Below are 12,465 nucleotides of genomic sequence, written 5' to 3'. Positions count from 1 at the left end.
TCAGGACTCGGGCGTGAAGTCGAGCGCGATCGAGTTCATGCAGTAGCGGTCGCCTGTCGGCGTCCCGAAGCCGTCGGGGAAGACATGGCCGAGGTGCGATCCGCAGTTCGCGCAGCGGACCTCGGTGCGCACCATGCCGAGCGAGGCGTCCTCGAGCAGTTCGACCGCCTCGGGGCGCACCGATTCGTAGAAGCTCGGCCAGCCGCAGCCGGAGTCGAACTTCGTGCCCGACTTGAACAGCTCGCTCCCGCAGGCGGCGCACGCGTAGACGCCGGCGCGCTCCTCGTCGAGCAGCTCGCCCGTCCACGGGCGCTCGGTCGCGGCCTCGCGGAGCACGGCGTACTGCTCGTCGTCGAGCTCTGCGCGCCACTCGTCGTCGGACTTGTTCACCTGGTACGTCATGGGTCTCCTCGGGTCGGCCGTCTTCCATCGTCGCAGCTTTGCGGCGCGTCGGGTGCAACGTGTCCCGGCGCGACCGTGTTCCCGGCCCGTCGGCCCGGCCCGTCCCGCATCGACCTCCGGCCGCGGTGGCCGCGTTCGGGCCGCGCCGTCGCGTGCGGTGGGCTCGCGGCATCCGCTCTCTAGGATGTGCACGACGGGTGACCGCGACGGGAGCGAGGTGCGATGGACGGGGACGGGCTCGACGAGGCGCAGCGCGCCATCCTCGCCTTCGAATCACGACCCTGGCGCGATCCGGCGCGGAAGGCCGATGCGATCCGCGACGAGCTCGGGCTCTCCGCGGCCCGGTACTATCGCCTCCTCGGCGCACTCGTCGACTCGCCGGCCGCGCTGCGGTTCGATCCGATGCTCGTCGGGCGACTCCAGCGGCAGCGCGACGCCCGCGCGCAGTCACGTGCGCGCCGAACCATCCCGACCGCCCGGCCGCTCGCCTGAGCGCCCCGACCGACTGGACCCCAGGTGCAGAAGTTCCCCCGCGACCGGTTCGACTCGATCCCGCACGGCATGGACCGGGTCGGTGCGCATCGCGCGCCCGCGCGCCGCGGGCGTCGCTGGGTGACCTTCGCGTGGGCCGCGCTCGCGACGGTGGTGCTGGCCGGGATCGGGATCGCCGCGGTCGCGGCGTACAACCAGCGACTCGACTTCGACGACACCGCGCTGCCCACCGGAACGGCGTCGCCGGGGCCGACGGCGGAGCCCACGCTGGCACCCGACGTCAGCGTCGCGGTCCTGAACGGCACGTCGACCAGCGGCCTGGCGGCACGCGCCGGCGAGACCTTGACCGCTGCGGGCGTGCCGGTCGGCATCACGACCAACGCCGACCGGTCCGATATCGAGCAGACCGTCGTGTACTACGCCTCGGCCGACCTCGAGGGCGCCGCCAGGGGCGTGGCGCAGCAGCTCCCGGAGGCCGAGGTGCGATTGTCGGAGGAGTTCGGCGAGGAGGGCATGCAGCTCGTCGTCGTCCTCGGGGCCGACTACGCGGAGGCCGTCGCCGGATGACCCGGTGACCGAATCGTTGCCATTCTGCGACCATTCGCGCCGTCGGAAACCTTGTGCGGGGCCGCCGCGCCGTGAGTATCTAGAACCGGCCGCTCGAACACCCGTGTGAGCACCCGGCGCCGGTCCCCGTCGTCGACGTCGGCACGACGACGGCCCGGTACAGCCGACGGCACGTGCTGACTTCGATACACGGCAACATGGGAGCAACGCATGGCGAACGGAACCGTGAAGTGGTTCAACGCTGAAAAGGGATACGGATTCATCACCGTCGACGGTGGAGGCCAGGACGTCTTCGTCCACTACTCCGCGATCGACATGAGCGGCTACAAGGTCCTCGAGGAGGGCCAGCAGGTGACCTTCGAGGTCGGGTCGGGCTCGAAGGGTCCGCAGGCCGAGGCGGTCCGTCCCGCCTGAGTTCGGTACTTCGGAAGCGCCGCCGGATCCCCCGGCGGCGCTTCCGCATGTCCGTGGAGTCCCGATCGCGTCCCGGCTCGCTTGCACTCGATGCATGCGAGTGCCAGAATCGGTTTAGCACTCGTTCGATTCGAGTGCTAACCCCAAGGTTCTTAGACGTCCGGGAAGGGACGAGAGACACACATGGCAAAGATCATTGCTTTCGATGAGGAGGCCCGCCGCGGGCTCGAGCGTGGGCTCAACCAGCTCGCCGACGCGGTCAAGGTGACCCTCGGCCCGCGCGGCCGCAACGTCGTCCTCGAGAAGAAGTGGGGCGCCCCCACGATCACGAACGACGGCGTGTCGATCGCCAAGGAGATCGAGCTCGACGACCCGTACGAGAAGATCGGCGCCGAGCTCGTCAAGGAGGTCGCGAAGAAGACCGACGACGTCGCCGGTGACGGCACCACCACCTCGGTCGTGCTCGCCCAGGCGCTGGTGCGCGAGGGCCTGCGCAACGTCGCGGCCGGCGCCGACCCCATCTCGCTGAAGCGCGGCATCGAGAAGGCCGTCTCGGCCGTCTCCGAGGAGCTGCTCGCCGCCGCGAAGGAGGTCGAGACCAAGGAGGAGATCGCCGCCACCGCGTCGATCTCGGCCGCCGACCCCCAGATCGGCGAGATCATCGCCGAGGCGATCGACAAGGTCGGCAAGGAGGGTGTCGTCACCGTCGAGGAGTCGAACACCTTCGGCACCGAGCTCGAACTGACTGAGGGCATGCGCTTCGACAAGGGCTACCTGTCGGCGTACTTCGTCACCGACCCGGAGCGCCAGGAGGCGGTCTTCGAGGACCCGTACATCCTCATCGCCAACCAGAAGATCTCGAACATCAAGGACCTGCTCCCGATCGTCGACAAGGTGATCCAGTCGGGCAAGCAGCTCCTGATCATCGCCGAGGACGTCGACGGCGAGGCCCTGGCCACGCTCGTCGTGAACAAGATCCGCGGCATCTTCAAGTCGGTCGCCGTCAAGGCCCCCGGCTTCGGCGACCGCCGCAAGGCGCAGCTCCAGGACATCGCGATCCTCACCGGCGGCCAGGTCATCTCCGAGGAGGTCGGCCTCAAGCTCGAGAACGCGACGCTCGACCTGCTCGGCCAGGCTCGCAAGGTCGTCATCACCAAGGACGAGACGACCATCGTCGAGGGTGCGGGCGACCCCGACCAGATCGCGGGCCGCGTCGCCCAGATCCGCTCGGAGATCGAGAACACCGACTCGGACTACGACCGCGAGAAGCTCCAGGAGCGCCTCGCCAAGCTCGCCGGCGGCGTGGCCGTCATCAAGGCGGGCGCGGCCACCGAGGTCGAGCTCAAGGAGCGCAAGCACCGCATCGAGGACGCCGTCCGCAACGCGAAGGCCGCGGTCGAGGAGGGCATCGTCGCCGGTGGTGGCGTCGCCCTCATCCAGGCCGGCAAGGTCGCGTTCGAGAAGCTCGAGCTCTCGGGCGACGAGGCGACCGGCGCGAACATCGTGAAGGTCGCCATCGAGGCGCCGCTCAAGCAGATCGCCCTGAACGCAGGCCTCGAGCCGGGCGTCGTGGCGAACAAGGTCGCCGAGCTCCCCGCGGGCCACGGCCTCAACGCCGCGACCGGAGAGTACGGCGACCTGCTCGCGCAGGGCATCATCGACCCGGCGAAGGTCACCCGCTCGGCGCTGCAGAACGCCGCGTCGATCGCCGGCCTCTTCCTCACCACCGAGGCGGTCGTCGCCGACAAGCCGGAGAAGGTCGCCGCCGCTCCGGCCGACCCGACCGGCGGCATGGACTTCTGAGTCCACGCGGACCGGTTCCGCTTCGCGGCATCCGCCGCACCACGCGCGAAGGGCGCCTCCCGAGGGAGGCGCCCTTCGTCGTGCCGGGGAGCGTCGGATCCGCCGCCGTCAGCGCACGAACAGGCGCGCGTTCGCCGCCTCGACGTCGCCGTAGTGCAGCGCCGCCGCACCGAGGGCCTGATTCAGCCCCGCGAGGCTCTGCTCGACGTGCTGCTGCGTCGCGCGCCAGTCGTGCACGGCGGCCTGGAACGCCGACGAAGCCTGACCCGACCACGAGCCCTGCAGCCCCGTCAGCTGGGCGAGCAGTGCGGCCACCTCCGATTGGATCCGCCCGATCGTGGCCTGCATGCTCTGGGTCGCCGCGTGCACCTGCTCGCTGTCGACCTGGTACCTCGTCATGGTCTGTCTCCTTCCGCTTCGCGCTGCTGCGAACGTAGGAGAACGTACGAGGTGGGAGGCGGGCGGCGCGCTCCGGGACGGGGATCGGCGACGCGCATGGAGCCGCGGCGCCTGTGGAGGACGGCGTCGACGCAGTCGACTGCGCCGACGTGGTGCCGGTCGCCGGCGCGCCCCGGCACCCGCGCCCCCGCTGCAGCGCGGGGCGCGCGTCGCTCAGCCGTGCTGCACCACGCGCGGGCCGCGCCTCGCTCAGCCCTGCGCGACCGGTTGGGGGGCCGCGCTCGAGCCGGCGAGCGGGAGCGCCACCCGGAAGGTCGCGCCGCCGCCGGGCGTCTCCACGACGTCGACGTGCCCGTTGTGCGCCGACACGATCGACGACACGATGGCGAGCCCGAGGCCCGAGCCGCCCGTCTCGCGAGTGCGCGAGGTGTCGGCCCGCCAGAAGCGCTGGAAGATCTTCTCCCTGATCTGCGGCGGGATGCCCTCGCCGTGGTCGATGATCTCGAGGAGGGCGCGCTCGGCGCCGTCGTCGACCGACACGCGGATCTCGATCGGGCTCTCGACCGGCGTGAACCGGATCGCGTTGCCCATGAGGTTCGTGATCACCTGGCGGATCTTGTTCTCCTCCGCGAGCACGACCGCCCGGCGCACGGGCACCACCTCGACCGCGGCGCCGGCGGCCGACGCCCCGCTTCGGGCGGCGTCCGTGGCCGTCTTCGCGCCGCCGTCGCCGCCTCCTGCGTGCGTCGTCGCGGAGGCATCCGCTGCCGCACCGCTTCGGGCCTGGGCACCGCGACCGGCTCGACCACCCGCAGCGGTCCGGCCTCCGCGTCGACCGCCCCGCGCCGGGGCGCCGACCTCGTCGGCGGCGTCGCCCGCGCGCCGGCCGCGCAGCCGGGCGAGCGTGGCGCCGGCGAACGCGATGGGTCCCGGCGAACGCCCCGCCGCGGCATCCAGGTCGACCTCGACCTCGGCCGCGACCACCTCGGTGGAGCCCGTCGCGATCGCCTCGGGCGCGATCACGGTGACGGTACGGCCGGGGTTCGCCGCCATCGCATCGAGCGCCGCGTCGCGTGCGAGGGGAACGAGATCGACCTCGGTCAGGTCGAGCGGCTTCGCCTCGTCGAGGCGGGCGAGCGCGAGCAGGTCCTCCACGAGGCCGCCCATGCGGATGGCCTCCTTCTCGATGCGGTCCATGGCCTGGGCGACGTCGTCCGGATCCTGGAGGGCGCCCATGCGGTACAGCTCGGCGTAGCCGCGCACCGACACGAGCGGGGTGCGGAGCTCGTGCGATGCGTCACCCACGAAGCGGCGCATCTGGTCGATCGTGCGGGCGCGGTCGCGGAACGCCCGGTCGATGCGGTTGAGCATCGTGTTGAGGGAGCGGTTCAGGCGCCCGACCTCGGTGTTCGGCGTGGCGCCGCCCAGGCGCTGGCTGAAGTCGCCGTCGGCGATGGCCGCCGCCGTCGCCTCGACCTCGCGGAGCGGCGTGAACGTCGTCGTCACGAGCATGCGGGTGAGGAGCGCGCCGACGAGCACGACCCCGATGCCGAAGCCGAGGAAGATCGTGAGGTAGGCCGCGAGGAGGCGCTCGGTGTCCTTCGACGAGATCGCGATGAGGATCGGTGCGAGGTTGCCCTGCTCGTCCGCGTACATGACGGCGTACACGCCGCGGAACGTGAGGTCGCCGTTCGCGTCGGGCAGTGAGAAGACGTGGTAGCCGCCGCCGACGTTCTGCGCGTAGACGTCGGCCTGCGTCAGCTGCTTGGGGATGAGCGGGAAGGCGCCCGGGTCCCGAGTGCCCCAGTTGTGCGTGAGGAAGCTGCCCGAGTTCGCGTCGTAGACTGCGACGAACACGTCGTCGGAGGCGTTGATGTCGAACGCCCCGCCGTCCGGGTCGGAGCCGTCGTCGCGCGTGAGGTAGTCGGCGATCTTGCTCGACGCGATCGACTCGAGCTTGGTCTCGAGCTGCGACTCCACGTACGACCGGAGCATCGCCGCCGTTCCGATGCCGGAGACCAGGAGCCCGAGCGTCAGCATGAGGACGGTGACGCCCGTGATCTTGGTCCGGAGCGAGATCCGGCTCCACCGGTCGGCGAGGGTCTGATGCATGGCGGGCCGAGTCTACGGATCCTCCCTGAGCCGGTGCTGGGCTACGACTTCGACTTCAGCATGTACCCGAAGCCGCGCTTGGTCTGGATGAGCGGTTCCGAGGAGTGCAGGTCGAGCTTGCGGCGCAGGTACGAGATGTAGCTCTCGACGATGCCCGCGTCGCCGTTGAAGTCGTACTCCCACACGTGGTCCAGGATCTGCGCCTTGGAGAGCACCCGGTTGGGGTTCAGCATCAGGTAGCGCAGCAGCTTGAACTCGGTGGGGGAGAGCTCGACGGGCACGTCGCCCACGAGGACCTCGTGCGTGTCCTGGTCCATGGTGAGCTCGCCGGTGCGGATCACCGCGTCCTCCTCGGCGTGCATCGTGCGGCGCAGGATGGCGCGGATGCGCGCGACGATCTCGTCGAGGCTGAAGGGCTTGGTCACGTAGTCGTCGCCGCCGACCGTGAGGCCGGTGATCTTGTCCTCCGTGTCGTCCTTCGCCGTGAGGAAGAGGATCGGCGCCGTGTACCCGGCCGACCGGAGGCGCTTGGTGACGCCGAAGCCGTTCATGTCGGGCAGCATGACGTCGAGGATGATGAGGTCCGGCTCCTCCTCGAGCACGGCCGAGATGGTCTGCGCGCCGTTGGCCACCGCGCGCACCGCGAAGCCCGCGAACCGGAGGCTCGTCGTCAGCAGGTCGCGGATGTTGGGCTCGTCGTCGACGATGAGGATGCGTGGTCCGTCACTCATGCAACGATTCTGCTGCGCGTGGGCTGAAACCTGGCTGGGAATTGCTCGAATGCAGCGCGAACGGATGCCCTGAGCCGTCGCCGCCCGCAGGCGACCGTGAAAGACTCGCGGGATGGCACGCGAACGAGTGGTGGTCGTCGGTGGGGGCCTGACGGCGGCGCGAGCCGTCGAGTCGATGCGGGAGCACGGCGTCGACGACGAGATCGTGGTCGTCGTGGAGGAGCACCGGTGGCCGTACGAGCGGCCGCCGCTGTCGAAGGGGTACCTCGCCGGCGACGAGCCGTCGAGCGCGATCTACCCGCTGGATGCCGCATGGTACCGAGAGCACGACGTCGACGTGCGGCGCGGGGTGCGGGCGACCGGCCTCGACATCGTGGCCCGGACGCTCGCGACCGACGCGGGCGAGCTCCCGTGGGACCGCCTGCTGCTCGCGACCGGCGCATCGCCGAGGCGGTTCGATGGGCCGGGCGCGGGGCTCCGCGGCGTCCACGTGCTGCGCACGCTCCCGGACTCCACCCGCCTGCGGACGGCGCTGCGCGAGGGCGACCGGCGCGTCGTCGTCATCGGCTCGAGCTGGATCGGCCTCGAGGTCGCCGCGGCGGCGCGGACGTACGGCAACGAGGTCACGGTCCTCGGGCGCGGCGAGGCGCCGCTCGTGGGCGCCGTGGGGCGCGAGCTCGGCGGCATGTTCGCCGACCTGCATCGCGAGCACGGCGTGGACGTCCGCACCGAGGTCGCGGTCTCGGCGATCGAGGGCGGGCGCGGGCGAGCGGTCGGCGTCCTGCTCACGACGGGCGAGGCGCTGCCGGCCGACCTCGTCGTCGTCGGCATCGGCGCGACGCCGAACGTCGAGCTCGCGACATCCGCTCGCCTGACCGTCGACGACGGCATCGTGACGGATGCCGCCTTCCGCACGAGCGCCGACGGCGTGTTCGCCGCGGGCGATGTCGCCAGCGTGTTCAACCCGACGCTCGGTCACCGGCTGCGCGTCGAGCACTGGGACAACGCCGACGCGTCGGGTCGCGCGGTCGGCCGGGTGCTCGCCGGCCAGGACGTCGAGTACGACGAGATCCCGTACTTCTTCACCGACCAGTACGACCTCGGCATGGAGTACTCGGGATACGGCGAGCTCGCCGAGCGCGCCGGCCTCGTCGTGCGCGGCGACCTGGCGACGCGCGAGTGCATCGCGTTCTGGGTGCTGGACGGCCGGCTCGTCGCTGCCATGAACGTGAACGTATGGGACGTCAACGACCAGGTGCAGCGGCTCATCCGCTCCGGCGAGCCGGTCGACCCGGCCGCGCTCGCCGACCCCGATGTGCCCCTCGCCTCGATCGGCGCCTCGGCGTGAGCGGAGCGGTGCGCCGGATCGGCCCGCGCGAGTTCGACTTCCAACGGCAGGTCGCCGTGATGGCGATCGTGAACCGCACGCCCGACTCCTTCTACGACCGGGGTGCCACCTTCGCGCTCGACCGGGCGGTGGAGGCCGCGCACGCGGCCGTCGCGGACGGCGCCGACTGGGTCGACATCGGCGGCGCCAAGTTCGCCCCCGGCCCGCCGATCCCCGTCGACGAGGAGGCGGACCGGGTGGTCCCCGTGATCGCCGCGCTCGCCGGCTCCGGCGCCGTGATCTCGGTCGACACGTTCCACCCCGAGGTGGCCCGCCGCGCGATCGCGGCCGGTGCTCACGTGATCAACGACACGACCGGCATCCACGACCCGGCGATGGCCGACGTCGTCGCCGACAGCGATGCGACCCTCGTGGTCACGCACAGCCTCGCCGCGCCGCGCTCGCCGCTCCCGATGCCGCGGTACGACGACGTCGTCGCCGAGGTCGCGGCGTTCCTGCGCGAGCGCATCGACCTCGCGCGCGCGCACGGCGTGCCCGACGAGCGGATCGTGATCGATCCGGGCCACGACCTCAACAAGAACACGCTGCACTCGCTCGAGCTCACCCGGCGCCTCGACGAGATCGCGGAGATCGGGCCGCCGCTGCTCGTCGCGCTCTCGAACAAGGACTTCATCGGCGAGAGCCTCGGTCGCCGCGACCGTCGCGACCGCCTCGCGGGGTCGCTCGCCGCGGCCGTGTACTGCATCGGCCGGGGGGCGCGGATCGTGCGCGTCCACAACGTGCGGGAGACGGTCGACGCGGTGCGCATGGTCGAGGCGATCGAGGGATGGCGCGAGCCCGCGTTCCTCGAGCACAACCTGCAGCCCGGAGCGGCGGGATGATCGCGGGCATCGCGGCCTCGTCGGATCGGCCGCCGTTCGACGCGGACCGGATGCACGCAGCGTACGCCGTCGACGTCGTCGACTCCGGCGGACGGCAGGGCACGTTCTGTCGCGTGAACATGGTGTCGAGCCTCGACGGCGCGGCGACGCTGGCCGGCCGGAGCGGCGGGCTCGGCGACCCCGAGGACCAGCGGCTCATGTCGGTGCTGCGTTCGCACGCAGACGTCGTGGTGGTCGGCGCGGCCACGGTCCGTGCCGAGGGATACGGCGGTGCCGCGGTCGTGGCCGAGGATGCCGCGTGGCGCGTCGCTCGCGGCCGTGCCCCGCAGCCGCGCTTCGCGATCGTCTCGACCGGGCTCGGCCTGGGGCCGGAGCATCCGTTCTTCGCCGAGGCCCGGGAACGGCCTCTCGTCCTGACGAGCCGATCCGCGTCGGCGGAGCGGCGCGCGGCGCTCGCCGAGGTCGCGGACGTGATCGTCGCGGGTGACGACCGGGTCGACCTGCGGGCGGCGTTCGCCGAGCTCGCCCGGCGCGGCCTGCGCTCGGTGCTGTCCGAGGGCGGACCTCGCCTGCTCGGCGAGCTCGCGGCCGCCGACCTCGTCGACGAGCTGTGCGTGTCGATCGGGCCGCTGCTCGTCGGCGGCGACGCGGGCCGCATCGCGGCGTCGGGGCAGGAGGCGCCGCGTGCCCTGCGGTTCGTGCACGCGATCCGGGGCGAACGCATGCTGTTCGTGCGCTCGTCGCGCGACGCCCCGGCCGGCGACGGGCCCGCATTGACACGCTCGCGGGGCGCCGCCTAGCCTCTGCGTGCGGCGCACGAGGGCCCGCTCGACGACGAGGAGAGGTGACCGGGTGAGCGTGGATGCGGCCGACCGGACCCGGGTGGACGACGGCGTCGGGACGGGAGCGCGAGGGAAGGTCTGGGCGACGCCCGCCTTCTGGTGGCGCCTGGCGATCGTCCTCGTCGTGCTCTGGGGCCTGGTCGCGGGCGAGCGGCGACTGGCCCACTTCACGACCCAGAGCAACGTGATCGTGTTCGCGTACTTCGCCGGAGCGCTCTACTGGATGGTGCGTCGCTCCACGACCGCGCCGCCCGCGCGGGTGCTCCGGGGCGGGGTGACGACGTGGATCCTCACCACCATGGTCGTCTCGCACGTGCTGCTCAATCACTTCGAGAACCCGATCCCGGGCCTCTTCGTGAGCGATCCGACCGACCAGCTCGCCAATCGCGCGATCTTCGCCATGCACTACGTCGTGCCGGTCATGGTGCTCGTCGACTGGCTCGCCTTCGGACCGCATCGCGTGGTCCGGTGGCGGGATGCCCTCTGGTGGCTCGTCTACCCGACCGCGTACGGGCTGATCTTCCTCTGGCGCGCGCTCGCCCTGCCCGAGGTGCCCGACCGGTTCCCGTACCCGTTCCTCGACACCGATGCGCTCGGCGCGTTCGGATCGTTCGTGGAGATGCTCGAGGTCGTGGGCTACATCGCGGTGCTCGGGGTCGTCGTGATGGGGCTCGACCGGCTCGCATGGTGGGTCGGCGACCGGTGGCGGCGCGTGCGCGGGCGTGCCGCGGCATCCGTCTGACCTCGCCGCACGGCCGGCCGCCCGGCGGCCGTTCAGGCCGCGAGCGCGTGCGCGTCGAGGATCGTGTAGCTGTAGCCCTGCTCGGCGAGGAACCGCTGGCGGTTGAGCGCGAAGTCCTGGTCGACGGTGTCGCGCGCGACGAGCGTGTAGAAGTTCGCCGACAGGCCCGACTCCTTCGGTCGCAGCAGCCGCCCGAGGCGCTGCGCCTCCTCCTGGCGCGACCCGAACGATCCCGAGACCTGGATGGCGACCGTCGCCTCGGGGAGGTCGACCGAGAAGTTCGCGACCTTCGACACCACCAGCACCGGCGTCCTGCCGTCGCGGAACTCCTGGAAGAGCCGCTCGCGCTCGTCGACCGGTGTCGCGCCGGTCAGCTGCGGTGCGCCGAGTGCGTCGGCGAGCTCCTCGATCTGGTCGAGGTACTGGCCGATCACGAGGATGCGCTCGCCGGCGTGCTTGGCGACGAGTTCCCTGACGACGCCGAGCTTCGCGGGCGCGGTCGCGGCGAGTCGGTAGCGCTCCTCGTCGGCGGATGCCGCGTACGCGAGGCGCTCGGACTGCGGCAGGTCGATTCGCACCTCGTAGCAGGCGGCGGGGGAGATGAAGCCCTGGGCCTCGATCTCCTTCCACGGCGCGTCGAACCGCTTCGGGCCGATGAGCGAGAAGACGTCGCCCTCGCGGCCGTCCTCGCGGACGAGCGTCGCCGTGAGGCCGAGGCGGCGGCGCGCCTGGAGCTCGGCGGTCAGCTTGAACACCGGGGCCGGCAGCAGGTGCACCTCGTCGTAGACCACGAGGCCCCAGTCGAGCGCGTCGAGCAGCGCGAGATGGGCGTACTCGCCCTTCCGCTTCGCGGTGAGGATCTGGTAGGTCGCGATCGTGACGGGCTTGACCTCCTTCACCTGCCCCGAGTACTCGCCGATCTCGTCGGCGGTGAGGCTCGTGCGCTTGAGGAGCTCGTCGCGCCACTGGCGCGCCGAGACCGTGTTGGTCACGAGGATGAGCGTCGTGGTCTTCGCGGTCGCCATCGCGCCCGCGCCGACGAGGGTCTTGCCCGCGCCGCAGGGGAGCACGACCACGCCCGACCCGCCCTCGAAGAAGTTGTCGACGGCCTTCTGCTGGTAGTCGCGCAGGTGCCATCCGTCCTGCTCGAGGTCGATCTCGTGGGGCGTGCCCGGCGTGTAGCCGGCCAGGTCCTCGGCCGGCCACCCGAGGCGCACGAGCTCCTGCTTGAGCTGGCCGCGCGCCCAGGCCTCGACGAGGAAGCTCGTGTCGTCGATGCGCTCCGTGAGCAGCGGCGCGACGCGCTTCGCACCGGCCACCTCGGTGAGCACCGCGAGGTCGTCGCTGCGCAGCCGCAGCGCGCCGTCGTCGGTGCGGTCGACCACGAGCCGGCCGTAGCGGTCGACGGTCTCGCGCATGTCGACGGCGACCGTCTGCGGCACCGGGAACTTCGCGTAGCGCTCGAGCGTGCCGAGCATGTCGTCGGCCGTGTGGCCCGCCGCGCGCGCGTTCCACAGGCCGAGCCGCGTGATGCGGTACGTGTGGATGTGCTCGGGTGCGCGTTCGAGTTCGGCGAAGATGGCGAGGTCGTGCCGTGCGTCCTCGGCGAGCGGGTTCGCCACCTCGAGGAGCACGGTGCGGTCGCTCTGGACGATGAGGGGGCCGTCTGACATAGCGGACGAGTCTATCCCGGGTTCCCGGGCACCGGCTCCGAGCGGCCGGATGCCGCGGG

Annotated in this window: 13 protein-coding genes; 8 read left to right on the top strand and 5 right to left on the bottom strand. The window is 71.6% G+C overall.

Annotated elements, in window-relative coordinates; all coding sequences use genetic code 11:
- Positions 1-402 (bottom strand): peptide-methionine (R)-S-oxide reductase MsrB, encoded by a 402-nt coding sequence (msrB, locus tag ACULK2_RS12945; RefSeq protein WP_445968280.1) that lies wholly within the window; start codon positions 400-402, stop codon positions 1-3.
- A 222-nt stretch (positions 403-624) separates the two neighbouring features.
- On the opposite strand from msrB, the gene ACULK2_RS12940 reads away from it, so the two are divergent.
- The 4 genes from ACULK2_RS12940 to groL all read left to right on the top strand — a co-directional run bounded on the left by ACULK2_RS12940 (position 625) and on the right by groL (position 3,678).
- Positions 625-894 carry a DUF3263 domain-containing protein gene (locus tag ACULK2_RS12940; protein ID WP_430647713.1) on the top strand — a complete coding sequence of 90 codons (270 nt, stop codon included), beginning with the start codon at positions 625-627 and terminating at the stop codon, positions 892-894.
- 24 nt (positions 895-918) lie between these two features.
- A complete protein-coding gene (locus ACULK2_RS12935; RefSeq protein ID WP_445968279.1) occupies positions 919-1,461 on the top strand; it encodes a LytR C-terminal domain-containing protein in 543 nt (180 codons plus the stop codon).
- 210 nt (positions 1,462-1,671) lie between these two features.
- A complete protein-coding gene (locus tag ACULK2_RS12930; protein ID WP_155053299.1) occupies positions 1,672-1,875 on the top strand; it encodes a cold-shock protein in 204 nt (67 codons plus the stop codon).
- 183 nt (positions 1,876-2,058) lie between these two features.
- Positions 2,059-3,678, top strand: a complete 1,620-nt coding sequence (gene groL / locus ACULK2_RS12925; RefSeq protein ID WP_445968278.1) for a chaperonin GroEL — start codon at positions 2,059-2,061, stop codon at positions 3,676-3,678.
- 108 nt (positions 3,679-3,786) lie between these two features.
- Here groL and ACULK2_RS12920 read toward each other — a convergent pair whose 3' ends face one another.
- From ACULK2_RS12920 to ACULK2_RS12910, 3 genes are all read right to left on the bottom strand, one after another.
- Entirely contained in the window at positions 3,787-4,077 is a 291-nt protein-coding gene (locus tag ACULK2_RS12920) for a WXG100 family type VII secretion target (RefSeq protein ID WP_445968277.1), read from the bottom strand.
- 249 nt (positions 4,078-4,326) lie between these two features.
- Complete coding sequence (locus tag ACULK2_RS12915; protein ID WP_445968276.1) at positions 4,327-6,189, bottom strand: sensor histidine kinase; 1,863 nt, start codon at positions 6,187-6,189, stop codon at positions 4,327-4,329.
- Positions 6,190-6,230: 41 nt separating this feature from the next.
- Positions 6,231-6,920: a response regulator transcription factor gene (locus ACULK2_RS12910; RefSeq protein WP_445968275.1), complete on the bottom strand. Its 690-nt coding sequence runs from the start codon at positions 6,918-6,920 to the stop codon at positions 6,231-6,233.
- A gap of 112 nt (positions 6,921-7,032) precedes the next feature.
- On the opposite strand from ACULK2_RS12910, the gene ACULK2_RS12905 reads away from it, so the two are divergent.
- Genes ACULK2_RS12905 through ACULK2_RS12890 form a run of 4 tightly spaced genes read left to right on the top strand, consistent with a single transcriptional unit; the run spans position 7,033 to position 10,733 of the window.
- A complete protein-coding gene (locus tag ACULK2_RS12905; RefSeq protein ID WP_445968274.1) occupies positions 7,033-8,268 on the top strand; it encodes an NAD(P)/FAD-dependent oxidoreductase in 1,236 nt (411 codons plus the stop codon).
- A 59-nt stretch (positions 8,269-8,327) separates the two neighbouring features.
- Positions 8,328-9,149 carry a dihydropteroate synthase gene (gene folP, locus ACULK2_RS12900; RefSeq protein WP_445968640.1) on the top strand — a complete coding sequence of 274 codons (822 nt, stop codon included), beginning with the start codon at positions 8,328-8,330 and terminating at the stop codon, positions 9,147-9,149.
- A 50-nt stretch (positions 9,150-9,199) separates the two neighbouring features.
- Positions 9,200-9,949, top strand: a complete 750-nt coding sequence (locus tag ACULK2_RS12895; RefSeq protein ID WP_445968273.1) for a dihydrofolate reductase family protein — start codon at positions 9,200-9,202, stop codon at positions 9,947-9,949.
- 52 nt (positions 9,950-10,001) lie between these two features.
- Complete coding sequence (locus ACULK2_RS12890) at positions 10,002-10,733, top strand: Pr6Pr family membrane protein (protein WP_445968272.1); 732 nt, start codon at positions 10,002-10,004, stop codon at positions 10,731-10,733.
- 32 nt (positions 10,734-10,765) lie between these two features.
- Here ACULK2_RS12890 and ACULK2_RS12885 read toward each other — a convergent pair whose 3' ends face one another.
- Entirely contained in the window at positions 10,766-12,406 is a 1,641-nt protein-coding gene (locus tag ACULK2_RS12885) for a DNA repair helicase XPB (protein WP_445968271.1), read from the bottom strand.
- Positions 12,407-12,465: the final 59 nt, after the last annotated feature.

This window comes from Agromyces molybdatiresistens, from assembly GCF_052748445.2.
The sequence above is the reverse complement of the archived record's forward strand: the minus strand, read 5'-3'. Positions and strand labels throughout refer to the sequence as shown.